18 protein-coding genes are annotated in these 19,106 nt (G+C 62.4%); 4 read left to right on the top strand and 14 right to left on the bottom strand.

Translation table 11 applies throughout. From position 1 onward, the window contains the following. Positions 1–3: 3 nt before the first annotated feature. Together Mame_RS11385 and Mame_RS11380 are read left to right on the top strand one after the other, a co-directional pair. A complete protein-coding gene (locus Mame_RS11385; protein WP_033409672.1) occupies positions 4–3,108 on the top strand; it encodes an efflux RND transporter permease subunit in 3,105 nt (1,034 codons plus the stop codon). Positions 3,109–3,213: 105 nt separating this feature from the next. Beyond that, a complete protein-coding gene (locus Mame_RS11380) occupies positions 3,214–4,041 on the top strand; it encodes an oxidoreductase (protein WP_018063807.1) in 828 nt (275 codons plus the stop codon). Positions 4,042–4,114: 73 nt separating this feature from the next. On the opposite strand, the gene Mame_RS11375 is transcribed toward Mame_RS11380, so the two are convergent. The 8 genes from Mame_RS11375 to Mame_RS11340 all read right to left on the bottom strand — a co-directional run bounded on the left by Mame_RS11375 (position 4,115) and on the right by Mame_RS11340 (position 12,227). After that, positions 4,115–4,555: a type II 3-dehydroquinate dehydratase gene (locus Mame_RS11375; RefSeq protein WP_018063808.1), complete on the bottom strand. Its 441-nt coding sequence runs from the start codon at positions 4,553–4,555 to the stop codon at positions 4,115–4,117. A gap of 6 nt (positions 4,556–4,561) precedes the next feature. Next, entirely contained in the window at positions 4,562–5,854 is a 1,293-nt protein-coding gene (locus tag Mame_RS11370; RefSeq protein WP_018063809.1) for a TRAP transporter large permease, read from the bottom strand. After that, complete coding sequence (locus Mame_RS11365) at positions 5,854–6,351, bottom strand: TRAP transporter small permease (RefSeq protein ID WP_033409724.1); 498 nt, start codon at positions 6,349–6,351, stop codon at positions 5,854–5,856. Before Mame_RS11365 ends, Mame_RS11370 begins: the two co-directional genes overlap by 1 nt. A gap of 79 nt (positions 6,352–6,430) precedes the next feature. Further along, positions 6,431–7,414: a TRAP transporter substrate-binding protein DctP gene (gene dctP, locus Mame_RS11360; RefSeq protein WP_018063811.1), complete on the bottom strand. Its 984-nt coding sequence runs from the start codon at positions 7,412–7,414 to the stop codon at positions 6,431–6,433. Between the two features lie 111 nt (positions 7,415–7,525). Further along, positions 7,526–8,512, bottom strand: coding sequence for a sialic acid TRAP transporter substrate-binding protein SiaP (locus Mame_RS11355; protein ID WP_018063812.1), 987 nt, complete (start codon positions 8,510–8,512; stop codon positions 7,526–7,528). Positions 8,513–8,533: 21 nt separating this feature from the next. Next, positions 8,534–9,421: an SMP-30/gluconolactonase/LRE family protein gene (locus tag Mame_RS11350; protein WP_210162229.1), complete on the bottom strand. Its 888-nt coding sequence runs from the start codon at positions 9,419–9,421 to the stop codon at positions 8,534–8,536. A gap of 11 nt (positions 9,422–9,432) precedes the next feature. Further along, a complete protein-coding gene (locus Mame_RS11345; RefSeq protein ID WP_018063814.1) occupies positions 9,433–11,325 on the bottom strand; it encodes a bifunctional sugar phosphate isomerase/epimerase/4-hydroxyphenylpyruvate dioxygenase family protein in 1,893 nt (630 codons plus the stop codon). Next, complete coding sequence (locus Mame_RS11340) at positions 11,322–12,227, bottom strand: shikimate dehydrogenase (RefSeq protein ID WP_018063815.1); 906 nt, start codon at positions 12,225–12,227, stop codon at positions 11,322–11,324. Before Mame_RS11340 ends, Mame_RS11345 begins: the two co-directional genes overlap by 4 nt. Positions 12,228–12,384: 157 nt before the next feature. Between Mame_RS11340 and Mame_RS27620 the strand changes: the two genes are divergently transcribed. Continuing rightward, positions 12,385–14,046, top strand: a complete 1,662-nt coding sequence (locus tag Mame_RS27620; protein ID WP_018063816.1) for an alpha/beta hydrolase fold domain-containing protein — start codon at positions 12,385–12,387, stop codon at positions 14,044–14,046. A 7-nt stretch (positions 14,047–14,053) separates the two neighbouring features. Here the strand turns inward: Mame_RS27620 and Mame_RS11330 are convergent, their stop codons facing one another. From Mame_RS11330 to pcaD, 5 genes are read right to left on the bottom strand one after another with little or no spacing between them, the layout of a single operon-like run. Beyond that, the gene (locus tag Mame_RS11330; protein WP_018063817.1) at positions 14,054–15,106 is read right to left on the bottom strand and encodes a 3-carboxy-cis,cis-muconate cycloisomerase; all 1,053 of its coding nucleotides are present in this window, start codon (positions 15,104–15,106) and stop codon (positions 14,054–14,056) included. Between the two features lie 55 nt (positions 15,107–15,161). Beyond that, the gene (gene pcaG / locus Mame_RS11325) at positions 15,162–15,761 is read right to left on the bottom strand and encodes a protocatechuate 3,4-dioxygenase subunit alpha (RefSeq protein ID WP_026173301.1); all 600 of its coding nucleotides are present in this window, start codon (positions 15,759–15,761) and stop codon (positions 15,162–15,164) included. Position 15,762: 1 nt separating this feature from the next. After that, entirely contained in the window at positions 15,763–16,491 is a 729-nt protein-coding gene (pcaH, locus tag Mame_RS11320; protein WP_018063819.1) for a protocatechuate 3,4-dioxygenase subunit beta, read from the bottom strand. Further along, positions 16,484–16,870, bottom strand: a complete 387-nt coding sequence (gene pcaC, locus Mame_RS11315; RefSeq protein WP_018063820.1) for a 4-carboxymuconolactone decarboxylase — start codon at positions 16,868–16,870, stop codon at positions 16,484–16,486. The genes pcaH and pcaC overlap by 8 nt, the downstream gene beginning before the upstream one ends. Next, a complete protein-coding gene (pcaD, locus tag Mame_RS11310) occupies positions 16,863–17,645 on the bottom strand; it encodes a 3-oxoadipate enol-lactonase (protein ID WP_018063821.1) in 783 nt (260 codons plus the stop codon). The genes pcaC and pcaD overlap by 8 nt, the downstream gene beginning before the upstream one ends. Before the next feature lie 89 nt (positions 17,646–17,734). On the opposite strand from pcaD, the gene Mame_RS11305 reads away from it, so the two are divergent. Continuing rightward, a complete protein-coding gene (locus Mame_RS11305) occupies positions 17,735–18,643 on the top strand; it encodes a LysR substrate-binding domain-containing protein (protein WP_018063822.1) in 909 nt (302 codons plus the stop codon). Between the two features lie 252 nt (positions 18,644–18,895). Here Mame_RS11305 and Mame_RS26670 read toward each other — a convergent pair whose 3' ends face one another. Then, on the bottom strand, positions 18,896–19,039 hold the full coding sequence (locus Mame_RS26670) for a hypothetical protein (RefSeq protein ID WP_155122087.1): 144 nt from the start codon (positions 19,037–19,039) through the stop codon (positions 18,896–18,898). Positions 19,040–19,106: the final 67 nt, after the last annotated feature.

Genomic DNA, 19,106 nt, shown 5'->3' with positions numbered 1-19,106 from the left:
CAACTGACCGGCTTCAATCTTTCCGCGCTCGCCGTCCGCGAACGCGCCGTCACCCTGTTCTTCATCGTCCTTCTGGCAGCCGCCGGCGCCTATGCCTTCGTCAAGCTGGGCCGGGCGGAAGACCCGTCATTCACCATCAAGACACTCACAGTCACGGCCGTCTGGCCCGGCGCCACGGCGCAGGAAATGCAGGAACTGGTCGCGGAACCGCTGGAAAAGCGGCTGCAGGAGCTCGCCTGGTACGACCGCGTGGAAACCACCACCCGGCCCGGTTACGCCTACCTGACGGTCACGATGCGGGACGACACGCCGGCCAGCGTCGTTTCCGAGGAATTCTACCAGGCGCGAAAGAAGCTGGGAGACGAAGCGCGCAACCTGCCGCAGGGCGTGCTCGGCCCATTCGTCAACGATGAATATTCCGATGTCAGCTTTGCCCTTTATGCCCTGAAAGCAAAAGGTATGCCGATGCGCGATCTGGTGCGGCAGGCGGAGACGATCCGGCAGGACATGCTGCATGTTCCGGGCGTCAAGAAAATCAATATCCTCGGCGAACAGGCCGAGCAGATCTTCGTCGAGTTCTCCTATGCCAAGCTGGCGACGCTGGGCATATCGGCGCAGGATATCGCCGCCGCCCTGCAGCGCCGCAACACCGTGACCCCGGCCGGGTCGATCGATACGGAGGGACCGCAGGTCTTCATCCGTTTCAACGGCGCCTATGACAGCATCGATGAGATCGCGAATACACCGATCGTGGCGAACGGGCGCGCGCTCAAGCTCTCCGATATCGCCGACGTCAAACGCGGCTATGAAGACCCGCCCACCTATGTCATTCGCAATGGCGGCGAGCCGTCCATCATGCTCAGCGTCGTCATGCAGCAGGGCTGGAACGGACTGGAACTGGGCAAGGCGCTTGAAGCGCGTTCCGCAGCCATTGCCGAAAACCTGCCGCTCGGCATAACGCTGACGAAGGTGAGCGATCAGGCCGTCAACATCCAGGGGGCCGTTGGCGAGTTCATGCTCAAATTCGCCATGGCGCTCGGCGTCGTGCTGTTCGTCAGCCTGATCAGCCTCGGCTGGCGCGCCGGGCTGGTGGTCGCGCTCGCCGTGCCGCTCACGCTCGGCGTCGTCTTCCTGATCATGCTCGAAACCGGGCGCTTCTTCGACCGTATCACGCTCGGCGCGCTGATCCTGGCGCTCGGGCTTCTCGTCGACGATGCCATCATCGCCATCGAGGTGATGATCGTGAAGATGGAAGAAGGCATGGAGCGGACAAAGGCGGCGGCCTTTGCCTGGAGCCACACGGCAGCGCCGATGCTCTCCGGCACGCTCGTGACCGTGATCGGCCTGATGCCGGTGGGTTTTGCCCGGTCCACGGCGGGCGAATATGCCGGGAACATCTTCTGGATCGTCGGCTTCGCCCTCATCGTCTCATGGCTGGTGGCGGTGATCTTCACGCCCTATCTCGGGGTCAAGATGCTGCCGGAGATCAAGCCGGTGGAAGGCGGTCACCACGCCATATACGACACGCCGAACTACCGCAGGCTTCGCCGTCTCATCGCATTCGCGGTCCGCTACAAATTCGTGACCTGTGGCCTCGTCGCGCTCATCATGGCGGCTTCCGTCTTCGGCATGGGCCTTTTGAAACAGCAATTCTTTCCGACATCGGACCGCCCCGAGGTTCTGGTGGAAGTGCGGCTGCCGGAAGGAACCAGCATCGAGACCACGACAAAAGCTGTCGAGACAATCGAAGACTGGCTGGAAAACCAGCCGGAGGCTGAAATCGTCACCAGCTATATCGGCCAGGGGGCACCGCGCTTCTTCTTCGCCATGTCGCCGGAACTGCCGGACCCGTCCTTTGCCAAGATCGTGGTGCTGACGCCCGATGCCGAGGCCCGCGAGGCGCTGAAACACCGTCTTCGCGAAGCCGTTTCCGACGGTCTGGCGCCTGCTGCCTATGTGCGCGTGTCGCAACTGGTCTTCGGGCCTTACACGCCGTTCCCGGTCGAATTCCGCATCATGGGTCCCGACCCGCAAAAACTGTACGAGCTGTCGGAACAGGCACTCGCAATCATGAAGACGGTTCCCGACGTCCGCCAGCCCAGCCGCGACTGGGGCGACCGCGTTCCCGTGGTCCGTTTCGTCCCGGACCAGGACCGTCTCAACCTGATCGGCCTTTCGCCTGCGGAAGCATCTCAGCAACTGCAACTGCTTTTGAGCGGCATCCCGGTCACCGCGATGCGCGAAAACATCCGCAATGTTCCGATCGTCGCCCGCAGCGGTGGCGGGGAGCGGCTTGATCCGTCCAGACTGTCGGACTTCTCGCTGATCACCAGGGACGGCCGGGCCATACCGCTCGATCAGATCGGTCACGCGGAAATCACCTTCGAGGAACCGATCATGAAGCGTCGCGACCGCACGCCGGTCGTCACGGTCCGCTCGGAAATCAACGAGGCGATGCAGCCGCCGGAGGTCTCGAAAGAGGTGGCAAAGGCGCTTCAGCCGCTGGTCGTCTCGCTTCCGCCCGGCTACCGCATCGAGATGGGCGGCAATATCGAGGAATCGATCAAGGCCAATGCCGCGCTGGTGAAGGTCTTCCCGGTGATGATCGCCGCGATGCTCATCGTCATCATCATTCAGGTCCGCAGCCTGTCAACGATGACGATGGTGATGCTGACCGGACCACTCGGTCTGGCAGGCGTCGTGCCGGTGCTGCTGATCTTCAACCAGCCTTTCGGGTTCAACGCCATCATCGGCCTGATCGGACTTGCGGGCATCCTGATGCGCAACACCCTGATCCTGACCGAGCAGATCAAGGACAACAAGGCGGCAGGTCTCGACGATTACCATGCGGTGATCGAGGCGACCGTGCAGCGGACGAGGCCGGTGCTCCTGACCGCGCTTGCCGCCGTGCTCGCCTTCATCCCGCTCACCCATTCCGTGTTCTGGGGATCGATGGCCTACACGCTGATCGGCGGCACGGCCGTCGGCACGGTGATGATCCTGCTGTTCCTTCCCGCCCTTTACGCAACATGGTTCCGCATCAAGGCGCCGGAGGGAACCCACATGGACGGTTCGGAGGAAACGGGCGCGATCCTCAATACGCAATAACGGATGGGAAACACCGGAATATGGAGGAGCGGCTTCCGGTTGCTCCCCCATTTCCCGCATCGAGGCTCAGCGGGACCAGTTGAACAACAAGCAAAGGAGGCCGTGATGGCCGAGCAGAAAGTCGTCGTTATCACCGGGGCATCGTCGGGCATCGGCCAGGCCACCGCCCGCCTTCTTGCCGAAAGGGGCTACCGCGTCTTCGGCGGTGCCCGTGATCCGAACCGGGCGGAGGCAATTCCCGGGGTTCAGTTCGCCGCAGTCGATGTGACGAGCGATACCTCCGTGACGGCATTCGTCGATTACGTCCTCGCCGAAGCCGGGAAGATTGACATCCTGATCAACAACGCGGGCGTTTCACTGAGCGGGCCGGTCGAAAACACCACGCCAGTCGAAGCCGGTCGGGTTTTCGATGTCAACGTGCTCGGCCCGCTTCGCATGATCCGCGCCGCGTTGCCGTCGATGCGCGCGGCGCGCAGCGGGCTCATCGTCAATATCAGCTCCGTGCTCGGCTTTCTGCCGGCGCCGTTCATGGGGCTTTACGCCAGCAGCAAGCACGCCCTTGAGGGCCTGTCGGAATCGCTCGATCACGAGGTGCGCGACTTCAATATTCGCGTCCTGCTGATCGAGCCCGCTTTTACAAGCACAAATATCGACACCAACGCCGCACGCACCCAGGCCCCGCCCGGCGCCTATGCCGATCAGGCCGAAGCCGCCATCAAGACCGTGGAAAACCAGATCAGGACGGCGCCGCCGCCGAGCGTGGTTGCCGAAACGGTCCTCGCCGCAATCACGCGCCCAGACAAGATGCGCTGGCCCGTCGGTGGCCAGGCGACGCTGTTGAGCAGGCTGCGCCGCTTCATGCCGGCAAAGGCCGTGGACGGAAGCCTGCGCAAGACCTTCGGTCTTGGAAAAAGCCCGCGCAGAAAGGGCTGAACCGAAACCGGCCTGGTTGCTATGTCAGAGCCAATTCGCGCAATTTTGCTAGCCGGCTGTAATATCCGGCCCCTCAATATCCTTCCGCCACCATTTCGCGCAGCAGCCGCACCGCGTGGGGATAGCCGCGCGCGCCGCAGCCGGCCATCACCGCCGTTGCCACGGGCGAGACCAGCGAGTTGTGGTACATCGGCTCGCGCTTGTGGACGTTGGAAATGTGGAACTCGATCATCGGGCCGGGATACATCTTCAACGCATCCATCATCGCCATCGAGTAGAAGGTGAAGGCGGCAGGGTTGATCAAAAGGGCGCTCGAGCTGTCAATCGCCTCGTGGATCCATTCGATCATCTCCTGCTCGGAATTGGTCTGGCGAAACACCAGCCCCTCCTCGCCCGCCGCTTGCCTGCACAACGCCTCGACTTCTGCGAGCGTCGTGTGACCGTAGATGTCCGGCTCGCGCAGGCCGAGCCGGTTGAGGTTCGGTCCGTTGAGGACATAAACCGGTTTTTTCATGTGTTGTTACCCCTTGTAACCGAACTGCCGCGGAAGCCAGAGCGAGATATCCGGGACCAGCGTGATCAACAGCAATGCGGCGATCAGCGCCAGCAGGAAAGGCAGGATTTCGCGGATGATTGCGTGCAATGACTTGCCGGATATGTTCGACATGACGAACAGCAGCAGGCCGTATGGCGGCGTGATCAGGCCAAGCATGATGTTGACCACGCACACGACCCCGAAATGCACCAGATCGATGCCGAGCGCGTTGGCCGTGGGAATGAACACCGGGACGATGACCAGAAGCACCGTCGTGCCTTCAAGCAGGCAGCCCAGCGCCAGAAGAACGAGATTGACGATCAGCAGAAACATCACCGGCGAGAGATCGAAGCCCGAAAGCCATTGGCTCAGCATTGTCGGCACGTTCTCGATCGTCACGACATAATTGAAGACTAGAGCCCCGGCAATCAGCATGCCGATCGACGACGTGGTGCGCGCGCTCGACAGCAGTGAATGATAGACCGCGCCTGCCGAGACGCTGTTGTAGAGCAGAGCGGAAATGACAAGCGCATAGAGCGCGGCGATCGCGGCTGCTTCCGTCGGTGTGGTCGCACCGCCATAGATGCCGCCCAGCAGCACGACCGGCATCATCAGAACCGGAAAGGCCTTGACCACAATGCCCGGCATTTTGCGAACCGGAACCGGCTCCTCGACGGGGAACGATCGGCGGCGCGCGCTTGTGAGAACAATGGCGGCCTGCACCAGTCCCATCAAAAGCCCCGGGATCATGCCCGCCAGAAACAGGTAGCCGATGGAAGCATCCGAAACGAGCGCGTAGATGACCATCGGGATCGATGGCGGAATGATCGGCCCGATCACGGCGGTGGATGCCGTCAGGGCGGCGGCGAAGGCGGGCGGGTATTTGCCGCCCTCCGTCATCATCTTCTGCATCATCTTGCCGGTGCCCGCCGCATCGGCGAGCGCGGAGCCGGACATGCCGGCGAAGATGATGCTTTGCACGACGTTGACCAGAGCCAGCCCGCCCGGAAACCGGCCGACGAATGCATTGCAGAACGCCAGAAGGCGAAGAGTCATGCTTCCGGAATTCATCAGTTCGGCCGCCAGGATGAACAGCGGCACGGCGAGAAGGATGTAACTCGAGAACAGGCCATTCAGGATCTGCTCGGCAGCCGTGCCCATATCGAGGCCGGCAAGCATCAGATACAGAATTGAAGAGGCGATCATCGCGTGGCCGACCGGCAAACCCATAAGCGCCAGAAGAACGATCGAAATGATGCAGAGCGTGAAGGGATCCATCATTCCTCATGCTCCCCGCGCTCGGCATGTTCGACATAACGATTTGTCAGGGCACACCACAACAGCCAAGCATAGCGCACGAGTGTCGCGACGGCGAAGATGACGTAGATCGAATAGACGTAGTCATAGCGGATATCGAGATAGGACGTCTCCTGGACCTTCATGAAGGTTACGTAGTCCCATACCGCCGGCAGCGAATAGCCGTAGAGAAACAGGAGCGCTGCCGCCGCCAGCACCGACATCACGCGCCGGACCGGACGGCTGGCGAGCGCCAGCACGAAGTCGAAGCGGATCTCGTCGGATTCGCGCAGAACGAAAGCCGCGCCCCAGAGCACCAGCCACAGCCACATCAGGATCGTCAGCTCGGACGCACCGCCGATCGGCAGGTTGAGAAGATAGCGGAACGCGACCTGTACAATGAAGGCGCAGAACATCACCGCCAGCATCAAAGCTGCGATATTCTCGGCCCTGCGGTGCAGCCATGCGCCTGTTTGCATCAGTTTCTGCAAGGTTTTCTGCCTCGAACGGACCGCACCCGGCACGCCGGGTGCGGACATTGACGGTTAATGCATCGGCTCAGAGTGCGTTGATGCGATCCAGCATGCCTTCCGGCCAGTCTTTCGACAGGTCGGAATCAAGATACATTTTCTGGGCATGTTCGCGGAAGGCATCGACATCGGGCGTGTAGATCTTCAGGCCCTGTTCCTCGAACGACGAAGCCAGTTCGCCTTCACGCGCCAGATGCTGCTCGGTGCTCCAGGCAATCGCCTCGTCCGCTGCCGCCTCGAATTCCGCCCGTTGCTCGTCAGTAAAGGAATCCCAGACCTTCTGGGAAATCACCAGCAGGTCATAACCGACCAGATGCGAGGTCATCACGATCTGGTCCATGACTTCGTAGAACTTCATGTTCTCGACATTGGGCAGCGGATTGTCCTGACCGTCGATCGCGCCCGTCTGGAGACCAGTATAGACCTCGGCATAGGCCATCGGCGTCGGGTTGGCGCCAAGTGCGCGGCCGAGGAACTGCCAGGCATCGCCGCCGGGCATTCTGAGCTTCACGCCGGCCATGTCCTCTGGTGTGTTGATCTCCTTGTCGATGCGCAAACCGACCTGACGCGTGCCGAAATAGGTCGGCCCGAGAATATGGATGCCAAGCTGATCTTCCGCCATGGCCTTCATCTCGGCCCCGGCATCGCTCTTGAAGAATTCATTCAGATGCTCTGCGTCGCGGAACAGATAGGCCGATGTCAGAATCGAAAAGGCCGGTACCTGCGAGGCGATATCCTGGGGCGAGACGTTGCCCATTTCCAGATTGCCGCGCTGGATGGCGATGATCTCGGTGGTCTGCTTGAACAGGTTGCCGCCGTAATAAAGCTCGAGGTCGGCGATATCGGCCACGTTTTCCTGAAGCTGCTTCATCATGTCCGCTCGGATATCCTGCTCGGAAAACACCGCCGAGAACCGGAGCTGCGGCACGTCCTGTGCCAGCGCCGGTGTGATGCTTGCAAATGCCAGTCCGACGGACGCAACGGCGCCCAATAGATTTCTGCGATTGATCATTTCTTTTTCCTCCTGTTTGCATCCCGCCGGTCTCCCGTTGCAGGATGTCCTCACTATCGTGCGACATCTCGCACGCTCTCATGATTCCTCAGTCCGTAGTCCCGCTCCTCCTCAAAGACCGTTGATCTTGTCCAACATGCCTTCCGGCCAGTCCTTAGACATGTCCGAATCGAGATATTGCTTTTGCGCATAGGTGCGGAAAGCGTCGACATCCGGCGTGTAGACGTCGAGCCCCTCCTCCTTGAAGAAGGATACGAGTTCGTCTTCCTCTTTCAGATACTGCGCATTCGACCAGGTAAAGGCCTTCTCCGCCGCATCGCGCAGGGTCTGCTGCTGTTCCTCGCTCAGGCTGTCGAACCGGTCCGCGCTCATGATCAGCATGCCGAAACCGACATTGTGTCCGGTGAGCACGATCTGATCCGTCACCTCGTAGAATTTCATCGCCTTGTCGTTGGGAAGCGGGTTGTCCTGCCCGTCGATCACGCCGGTCTGAAGGGCAGTATAAACCTCTGGATAAGCGATCGGCACCGGATTGGCGCCGATCGCCTTGCCGAGGAACTGCCAGCTTTCGCCGCCGGGCATGCGCAGCTTGATGCCGGACATGTCTGCGGGCGTCATGATCTTCCTGTCACCGACGACATTGACCTGGCGGCGACCGTAATAGGCGGGCGCAAGGATCTCGATCCCCATGTTTTCGCGCGCGAGTTCGCGGAACGTATCGCCGACCTCGCTGTTGAAAATTCGCATGAGATGGTCCGCATCCCGCACGACATAGGCAGCACCGAGAATATCGAATGCCGGCACCTGTTCAGCGAAATCCGATGGCGGCAGGATGGCCAGATCGAGATTGCCGCGCTGGACGGCGACCAGTTCCGCGCCCTGCTTGACCAGCGTGCCATTGAAATGGGCTTTCAGGTTGAAATCGTCACTGATTTCGTCCGCGAAAATGCCTGTCATGGCCTGTGACCGCGGCACATCGGCCGAGGTGACATCGGAATAAAGCAGGTCGATCTTGTCCTGTGCCTGCGCATTGAACCCCATGGCGACCGTAACGGTTGCCATGAGCGCCAGGCCCCGAATCCTGGTATGAAATGTCACTTTGCGTCCTCCTCCTCAATTTCACTGAAAATCGAACCGGTGCTCGGCCACCCCCTGGCCGGCCCCGCTGATCGCAAAAACGCTGCCGGCGAGCGGCTCGTTTGCGCGTTGCTCCTCGCTTAAAAACTTGAATGCCGTGGTGACGAACAGCGTCTTGTAGTCCGGCCCGCCGAAACACAGGCAGGTCGGGTTGGTCACCGGCATATCGATGCTGCGGTCGATGCGGCCCTCGGGCGTGTAGCGCACGATCCTGCCCCCGGCAAAGAAGGCCTGCCACAGGCAGCCATCGGCATCCACGCAGGCGCCGTCGGGGCGCTCCCCGCCGGCGGAGTAGTCGGCAAAGACGGCGCGCGAGACCGGCCGCTCCCCGGCATCGTCCAGCGTGATCTTCCAGGTCAGGTGCCGACGGGTATCGGTGAAATACATATGCCGCCCGTCAGGATCGAAGGCGATGCCATTCGAAACGATAACGTCGTCGTAAAAGGCGGCAAACGAACCGTCCGGGTCGACACGGTAAAGGCTTCCCAGACCATCTTTCAGCCCGTTGTCCATGGTGCCGATCCAGAGCCGCCCGTTGCGGTCGACGCGACCGTCATTCAGCCGGGTTGCGGGAAAACGTTCATCCGGCACGCGGGCAAAGAGTTCGGATATCCCCGTTTGCGGATCGAGCATCACCAGATGCAGATCGCGGGCGACAAGGTGTTTGCCCGAGCGGGTGAGCGCCTGACTGCCAAGGTAAGTGCAGGGCTGGGCGCGCGAAAACGCCTCGCCGGTCGACGGATCAAGCTGCCAGAAATGGGGGTCTTCAATGTCGATCCACACAAGCCGCCGGGTCTGCTCGCACCAAAGCGGCGTTTCGCCGAGCCGGGCCTTTACTGTCTGAATACAGTCTACTTGCGGTGTCATCATCCGTGCCCCCGTCATTGCCTTGGCACCGATGCAGGCCGCATCAGCCTGCGCTGGGCAGCGGTGCGGAACGGCGCGTTGACCGCGCCATAACCCGAATACGCACCCTGCCGCTGAACGATCTCGAAGAAAATGCCGTCGCCGAACGGCCTGCTGTAGAGCTGGAAATAGGCACCGTTCTTGTCCTCGTCGTAGAGGATGCTGTGGCGTTTGAGGCTCTCGATCATCTCGGCCCCGACAGCCAGACGGGCCACGAGGTCGTCATAATAATTGTCCGGCATCGGCAGGGCCTCGAAGCCATTTTTCGCGAGCGCCTCGGCCGTCGCAAAGATATCATCGGTCTCGAAGGCCACATGCTGCACGGACGAGCCGAAACTGTCCGCAACGAACCGGCCAGCGAAGGTGCGGTGCGTCTCCGCGCCGTTCAGCGTTATGCGCAAAGCGCCGTCCGGCGACTGGATCGCCTGGCTGCGAACGAGCCCGCCCGGATCGACGACATCGACGGTGGGCGACTTCCGGGTGTCGAAGAGCGACAGGTAGAACAGCGACCATGTCAGCATCTCTTCGTAATTCATCGTCTGTGCGATGTGATCGATCCGTTTCAGCCCGGCGTCGCGCGCCGATGTCTCTTCTGCTGTTGGCCGGAATTCCGTATCCCAGACCCCGGCGAGGCCACTGCTGTCATCGATGAAATGCATCAGCCCCGCGCCGACGCCGCGAATGGCCGGGATATCGAGCTCGCCCGTGCCGACGGGCTGGTGAAACGACGGGATGCCGAGCGCCTCGGCTCGCGCGACCGTGTCTTCGGCGCTTTCCACCTGCAGCCCGATATCGCAGATATTGAGGCCGTGGACGATGTGCGCGCTGTGGGCGAAACCCTCGCGCTCGGTATTGATGACAACACGGATTTCGCCCTGCTGCCAGAGTTCGACCTGCTTGGAAATGTGCCGCCCTGCCCGACGGAAACCGAGTGTGGACAGGATGTCGCTAAGCTCCGCCGCCTCCGTTTCGTCTGCAGCAAATTCCACGAACGAGACGCCCCGCGTCGTAATGCGCGGCGGCATATCGGGCAGGTCGAAGGCATTTTCCGGCTCCAGCCGACGAACCTGATCCATCAGGTAGACGAGCGAACGGTGCCCGTCGCGGGCAATCGCGCCGGGACTGCCGCCACGGAACTGGTCGTTGAACACTTCCAGGCTCAGCGGCCCGGAATATCCCGTTGCCGCAACCGCGCGCATGAAGGAAACGACATCGAGATCGCCTTCGCCCGGCATGTTGCGGAAGTGACGGGACCAGTAGAGCAGGTCCATCTCGATGATCGGCGCATCGGCAAGCTGGACGAAGAATATCCGGTCGCCGGGGATGCGGCGGATGGTGTTCGGATCGATACCGCGCCCCAACGTGTGAAAACTGTCGAGAATGAGCCCGATATTCGCATGATCGGCACGACGCACGACTTCCCACGCGTCGCGATGGTCGAAGACATGCTTGCCCCATGCCAGCGCCTCGAAGCCGACCTGCAGCCCACGTTTGGCCGCCCGCTCGCCGAGCGCTGCGAAGTCGTCGGCCATGCGGTCGATGCCGCCAAGCGCCTCCGGATGGGTCGACGAGCAGACCAGAACGAGATCGGTCCCCAGCTCCTGCATCAGGTCGAACTTGCGCTCCATGCGATCGAAGGCCCGCGCACGCAACGGCTCCGGCAGACCTTCGAAGTCACGGAACGGCTGGAACAGCGTGATCTCCAGACCGTGATCTCGCACCATCTTCCCGGCCTCTCGCGGGGAAGCGTCGAAGGCTATGAAATCCTGCTCGAATATCTCGATGCCATCGAAGCCGGCCGCTGAGATGGCCGCCAGCTTTTCAAGCAGGTCGCCGGCGATGCAGACAGTGGCGATGGAGGTCTTCATTCCGCCACCCCCCTTTTTTCCGGCAAGGATGCCGCCAGCAGAGCCGGCTTCATCACGGAAATATCGGGCTCCTTGCCGGTGAACAGCTCGAAGGCGCGGACGGCCTGCCAGAGCGCCATGCCGGTGCCCGGCAGCACGGCGCAGCCCTTGCCGGTCGCCGCCCTGATCAGCTCCGTCTCGGGCGGGAAATAGACGATGTCGGCGACGAAGTGATGCGGTGCGATCAGGCGCTCCGGAAGCGGGCAGCCCGGCAGCTTTTCCATGCCGACCGGCGAGGCATTGACGATCCCGTCAACTTCCGCCGCGATCTCGGCATCATCGGCGCCCAAAACCCTCTCCGGGCCGAAATGCGTGCGCAAGACATCGACAAGTTCATCGGTTCTCTTGCGGTCGGGATCGAGGATGAAGAGTCGCCCGACATTTTCGTCGAGCAGCGCATGCGCGACAGCCCTGCCGGCGCCGCCGGCACCCAGAAGCAAGACGCGCTCGCGGGCAATGTCGTTCGGCAGGCCTTGACGGAAGCTCATCGCAAAGCCCCAGCAATCGGTATTGTGACCGATGCGCCGGCCATTGCCGAAGACGATGGTATTAACCGCGCCGACCAATTGCGCATCCTGGGACAGTTCGTCGAGGTGCGGGATCACCGCCTGCTTGAAGGGATAGGTCACGTTGAGGCCGCGATAGCCTTCGGCCTGCAGCAGATCGAGCGTCTCTCCGATCGTCGGAGGCAGATCTCGTTCCAGAACATCGATAAAGTCGTACTGGTAATCGAGCCCAAGCGCCCCGGCTGCCGCCATATGCATGCCCGGCGTGCGCGAACCGCCAATGCCTTGGCCCAACAGCCCGACCCTCAGAGCCTGACCGGAACCGGCGCGCGGTGAACGGGCCTGTGTGACAACCATGCAGAAACGACCTCCCGAAAATCTCCTGTTTTTGATTTTGTTCAATTCAGTTAATTATGTCAAGACAATGTACGGATCAGTTAGTTTTGTTTTTTGAGGGTCGCGCAATTCTTCGCTTTGCAGTAGACCGCAAAGGGGCATTTCAGGAGGAGAGAACTTGGCGAAGGACGAGATCAACGAGGTGCCGGATGCGGCTGCGCGGCGCAGCTGGAAGCAGGATCCGGAAGCCGTGCGCGAAAATATCCTGCAGACTGCCCGGGCCGTCTTCGTCGCCCACGGGCTTTCCGGCGCGAAAATGGATGAGATCGCCGCGCGCACCCGCACGTCGAAACGCATGATCTACTATTATTTCGGCGACAAGGAAGGCCTCTACCGCGCCGTTCTGGAGGACGCCTATGCGCGTATGCGCCGCGCCGAGGACGATCTCGATCTCGGCCGCCTTCACCCGGTGGAAGCCTTGCGGCAACTGACGGAATTCACCTTCGACCACCATAACCGCGAGCGCGATTTCGTGCGGCTGGTCATGGTCGAGAATATCCATGAAGGCCGTCACATGTCGAAATCCGAGATGATCTCGGGCCAGAACAGCTCCGCCATCCGGCTTCTGGAGGAAATTTACGGGCGCGGTTGCGACGAGGGCCTGTTCCGGCCCGGCCTGACGGCGCTCGAATTGCACTGGCACATTTCCGCGCTCGCGATTTTCAACGTTTCCAACCGCGCCACCTTCTCGAACATTTTCGGTTCGGCACTCTTCGAACCCAAGGGGCAGGACATGCTGCGCCGCCACACCGGCGATATGGTGCTGCGCTTCGTGATGAAACCGGGGCTTTCGCCGGAGGACGCCGAGCAACGCCCACAGACAAGACCGCGCAAGATCGACCCCGGCATCTATCGCTTTCTCGAAGTTCTGGAGGCGCAGAAGGCGAGCCTGCCCGAAGGCACAACGCTCGAGGCGCGGCGCGTGCTCTACAATTCGGTTGCCCGCAACCTGCGGCTTCCCACGCCGCCCAATATCGAAACCGATTCCGAACACTGGATCGACAGCCCCGGCGGGCCGGTGCGCGTGCGCATCTTCCGGCACCAGAGCAATGGCCCGCAACCGGCCCTGATCTATCTGCATGGCGGCGGCTTCAGCCAGGGGAGCCCCGAATCGCACTGGGACACCACGACCCGTCTTGCCTCCTGGACACGGCAGACGGTGATTTCCGTGGATTACGCGCTGGCGCCCGAGCATCCCTGTCCGACGGCGCTGGAACAGACGCTTTCGGTCCTCGGCTGGACACGCGACCGGGCGAGCGATCTCGGCGTCGATGCGACCCGCATCGCCGTCGGCGGCGACGGAGCGGGCGGAAACCTTGCAGCCGCCACCGCGATAATCTGCCGGGACAAAAATGTGCCGCTTTGTGCCCAGTTGCTGATCTATCCGATCAGCGACTTCGACCTGTCCCGGCCATCCTGCCTTCAGAATGGCGAAGGGCCTCTGCTGCGCGTGGACGAAATCAACGCCATGGCGAACGCATACTGTCCGGACACAGAGCGGCAAAGATCCGATCCACTGGTCGCGCCGCTCTTGGCACCTTCGCACGGACGCCTGCCACCGGCCTTCATTGCGCTCGCCGCCAATGACCCGATGCGCGACAGCGGCGCGGCCTATGCGGCGGCGCTGAAGACGGCCGGCGTCGAGGTGACTGTCGACGAGGGGGACGGCCTCGTGCACGACTATCTGCGCGCCCAGAGCCAATGCGCCCTCGCCGAAGACAAGCTCAGGATCATGAGCGACTGGCTTTACGAGGTCTTCCGGATGGCCGGCAGCGCCTGACACGGTTTCAGCCCGTACCCATCCGCTCGACCTTTCCGCAAAGGTCGATGGCGGCGCCAAGCCCACGTCCGGTTGCCATCGCCATTTGCGGCAGGATCATCCATTCCAGCGACCAGGCCGCGCCCGAGCGTTCCTGTTCGTGGATCAGCGCCTGATGCATGCCGGAAAGCTGGGCGGCGTTGAAGCGGGAAAGGGTCACAAGCAGCTCGGCCAGAACCGGATTGCTCTTGTGCGGCATGGCCGATGACCCGCCACCGCCGGAAAGCGCGATTTCGTCGATGCCCTGCTGCGCCATCAGCGCGATATCCTGCCCGATCTTGCCAAGCGTGCCGGAAATCAGCGACAGCGCGGACGCATATTCGCCGATCCCGTCGCGCATCGCGTGCCAGGCCTTTTCCGTCGGCCGAAGGCCAAGCGCCCGGGCGACATCGGCGACAATCGCATCCGCCTTGTCGCCGAGCGCCGAACGGTCTCCGGCTGCCCCGCCGATCTGTACCTTTTCGACACGCGGCCTTAGCGCCTGCAGGCGCGCGACATGATCATCGAGCGGCAGCCGCCAGGAAAGCACACGGTCGCGAACCGTGATCGGCATTGCCGCCTGCATGCGGGTTCGCCCGGTCAGTTCATTGTCGCCGAAACGCCGCTCCAGCACGGTCAGCGTTGCAATCAGCTGATCGAGGCGGGCGAGGAAGAGCCCCGTCGTCTCGCCGAGCGTCATCGCCAGCGCCGTATCGATCACGTCCTGGGATGTCGCTCCCTTGTGCACGGCCTCGGCGGGCGCGATGGTCTTGAGGATTTCGACGAGGGCGGGCACCGGCACGCCATCGGCACGGGTGCCAGTTCCAAGCGCCTCCGGCGATATCGTCGCCTGCTCGATGGCGCGCGCCGCGTTTTCTGCGAGCGTCGCATCGAATAGTCCGCAGGCACCGAGTGCGCGGCTCCACGCCGCCTCGAACGCCAGCATGTGGCTCAGCTGCCGTTCGGGTGCCCAGATTGCCGCCGTTTCCGCGTCGCTGAAGAGGCCGCCAAGCCAGGGATGATCGAAGACAGATGTGTTCACGCAATTCGCTCCGTAGAACACCGTCGCGGTTTGCGGCCGCGCCGGTGCAGCTTGATCAGATGTCGAGGAAAACCGTTTCGCCCTCGCCCTGCAACCGGATATCGAAGCGATATTGCCCCTCCCCCGTCTTTTTCGCAATCAGGGTCGGCACCCGGTGCTTCAGCTCGACGGCGTTCAGCAGCCTGTCGCCGCTATTGTCCTCGTCGTCGAAATAGATGCGGGTGTTGAGGCCGATATTGATGCCGCGCGCCACGATCCAGATCGAGATATGCGGCGCATTGTGCGAACCGCCCCGTCCCCGGAAAGCGCCCGGCTTGACGGTGCGCAGCAGGAACTCGCCGCTGTCGGCATCGGCAGCGAAGCGGCAGTGCCCCGAAACGGCAGGGTCCGCACCCGGCTGGCCGGGGAAGATGCCGGCGGCATCCGGCTGCCAGCTTTCGAGCATTGCATCGCGAATGGCGTTGCCGGTCCCGTCAAAGACCTGGCCGCGGATCTCGATGATCGTGCCCTTGGCGCCATCGGAGATGGCACGTTCGCCGATTTCCGCGTCATAGGTTCCGGGATTGCCCGCATAGGTCGGCATGCAGCCGATATGGACATAGGGGCCCGCAGTCTGTGACGGCGTTTCGGCCAGCAAATCGGGTCTCCTGATCATCTCACAAACCCTCCAGTCTGTTTTCGAACATGGTCTGACGACGGCCGCGGAGCACGATATCGAACCGGTAGGCGAGGAAATCGAGCGGCCGGGCCATCGACATGTCGAGCGGCGCGACCAGCCGGTCGAGATCGCCGCGATCCTTTACCGTATTGGCAATGGGACAGAGGTCGATCAGCGGATCGCCTTCGAAATAGAGCTGGGTGATCAGCCGCTGGCCGAAGCTGTGGCCATAGACCGAAAGATGGATATGCATCGGCCGCCAGTCATTGCCGCGATTGGGCCAGGGATAGGCCCCGGGGCGAATGGTGAGAAACTCGTAGTAGCCGTTTTCATCGGTGAGCGCGCGCCCGCAGCCGCCGAAATTCGGGTCGAGCGGCGCCAGATAGCCGTCCTTCTTGTGACGGTAACGGCCTCCGGCATTGGCCTGCCAGATTTCCACCAGCGTTTCGGGAACCGGCTTGCCGCGCTCATCGAGCACATGGCCGAATACGAGGATGCGCTCGCCGATGGCGGGTGCCGCGCCCTTGGTCCAGTTCAGGATCAGATTGTTGTCGAGCGCACCGAACATGCCGTGGCCGAACATCGGCCCGGTCTCCTCCGACGGGCCGCTTTCCAGCGACAGCAGCGGTAGCGTCGGCGAACGCGCGACCGAGGTCTTGTAATCCGGTGTATAGGCCGGTGGATGAACCGCGCGATTTCGCGGGATCAGCGGCCCAAGATCAGTCATCATCATTCTCCTCCATTTCGGCATAGGTGGCCCTGGCCAGCTTCAGCGCATGGTTGGCGCGCGGCACCCCCGCATAGATCGCCACATGCTGGAATGCCTCGATGACATCCTGCTTGCTGGCGCCGGTGCGTTTCGTCGCGCGGATATGCATGGGTATTTCATCAAAATTTCCGGTGGCCGCCAGAAGCGCCAGCGTCAGCATCGACCGCTCGCGCCTGGTGATGGCATCGGACGCCCAGACCGTGCCCCAGGCGCTTTCGGTGATCAGCGTCTGGAAGGCTTCGTCGAGCCCGGTCTTGGCCGCCTCGGCCCGGTCGACGTGGCTGTCGCCGAGGACCGCCCTGCGGACCTTCATTCCGTTCTCGTAGCGCTCAGTCATGGCTTCCCTTCTTCAGAAAATCGGTGATCAGGGCGGCGACGGCGTCGGGCTTTTCGACGCAGGGAAGATGCCCCGCATCCTCGATGACGTGAAAGGCGGCATTGCAGAGCCTGGCCGTTTCGGCCACCAGGGCGGGCGGTGTCGCGCCGTCGAGCGCGCCGGCGATCGCGATGGCCGGACAGTTAATCCGGGCGCAGCCATCAGTAAGATCGGCCGCAGCCAGGGCCTCGCAACACGCAATGTAGCCCTCAAGCGGCGTCCGCTCCAGCATGTTGCGCCATTGCGATGCCTCTGGACCGGCAAGAAACGCCGGCGCAAACCAGCGCGACAGGATGCTATCGGAAATCGACGCGATGCCACCGCCACTGAGGGCGGCAATGCGCTCGCCCCACGTCTCGGCCGTGCCGATCTTCGCAGCCGTATCCATCAGCACCAGCGCCCTTGTGAGATCGGGACGCTTGATCGCAAACGACTGGGCAATGAGTCCGCCGATCGACAGACCGACAAAGGTCACATCACGGAGATCGAGCGCTTCGCAGATGGCGATTGCATCGTCGCTCAGCATATCGATCGTGTAGGGCCCGGGGGTGAGGTCGGAAAGGCCGTGGCCACGCTTGTCGTAGCGCACCACCCGCAGATCCCGCGGCAGACGCGCAAAAAGCGCATCGAAGACGCGAAGATCGGTGCCAAGTGAGTTGGCGAACAGGACGACCGGGCTGCCACGCGGCCCCTCGTCGCGCACATGAAGTACTGCATCGCCTGAACGGATCATCATCTTCTGTCCTCCCTGACACGTTTTGCCATAGCCAATCGGCATAAAAAATTATACTTTCGGGAAAATTTCATAACCTATGGGTTATACTTATGTTCGACCCGCGCATTCGCATGCGGCATCTGCATTGTTTCCTGGAAACCGCCCGCCGCGGCTCGCTGAGTGCGGCCGCCGAGACGCTGAGCGTCAGCCAGCCCGCTGCCTCGAAAACAATCCGGGAGCTTGAGGAGATCCTTGAGGTGGCGCTGTTCGATCGCTCCGGGCGGCGGCTGGCGCTGACCCAGGCGGGCAAGACCTTTCAGCGCTATGTCGGCGCCGCACTTGTGGAACTTGGCCGCGCGCAGGACCTCGTCCGCGAACGGCCGGTGCGACGCTCGCGCATCGCGGTCGGGGCATTGCCGACGGCGGCCACCGTGCTTTTGCCGCACGCGGCCCTTTCGCTGCGGAAGACGGCGCCCGAATGTCTGCTCAGGGTGACGACCGGGCCGAACTGGCTGCTCCTGTCGCAATTGCGCGAAGGCGCTCTCGACATGGTCGTCGGCCGCATGGCGGCGGCCCAGCTCATGGAGGGGTTGTCCTTTCGCCAGCTCTATTCCGAGCCGATTGCCGCCATCGTGCGCGCCGGCCACCCGCTTGCCGGCGCGGCGGCGGATGCTGCAACGCTCGGCCGCTATCCCCTGATGCTGCCGCCGCCGGGCGCGGTCATTGCCCCGCTGGTGCAGGCCTATCTGCACGGGATCGGGCTCTTCGATCCGCAGCCGGCCTTCGAGAATGTCGGCCTTGCCTTCGGGCGCAAGGTGGTTCTGTCCTCCGACACGATCTGGTTTATCTCCGCCGGCGTGGTTCACGACGAGCTTGAAAGCGGCCTGCTTTCCGGCATTCGTCTGAATGACGACCTGCTGGGTGGTCCGGTCGGTGTGGCAATGCGCAACAATGCCGTGATGACCGACGAACAGCGTCACCTGCTTGCGGCCCTCGTCGAGGCCGCCGGGCATCGATAGGTCAGAGCGCCTCCAGCGCGACCGCGATGCCCTGACCGACGCCGAGGCACATGGCGGAGAGCGATTTCTCGCCGGGTTTCAGCTCGAACACGGCCGTGCCGGTCAACGGAAAAGTGCACGCACTGACCAGGTTGGACGAACCATCCCGGGGACGTGATCGGTGACCACCGCAACGCGCCCGGTACCATGCACGAGATCCAACCGAGGCGGGAACGCTCTTCGAGCCGACCCGCAGTTCGCAAGATCGCCATTCTACGCCAACTGACAGGCCACCAGCACGGCAAGTTCGAGATGGCCGCCGCGCACCCTGGCGAAGCTGTCGGCATGGTGAAAGAAGGGTGCGCCGTGCTTGAGCATGATCGCCTTTGCCGCGACCGTCACCTTCCTCTTCGCCATCGACCCTCTGCCGATGAAGCTCGCCGGCTTCATGCAAGGGCTGACCGACAATCCGTTAGCCTTGAGC

Origin of the sequence: Martelella mediterranea DSM 17316, from assembly GCF_002043005.1 — a bacterium.
Taxonomy (GTDB): domain Bacteria; phylum Pseudomonadota; class Alphaproteobacteria; order Rhizobiales; family Rhizobiaceae; genus Martelella; species Martelella mediterranea.
This window is presented reverse-complemented; position numbering and strand designations above follow the sequence as displayed.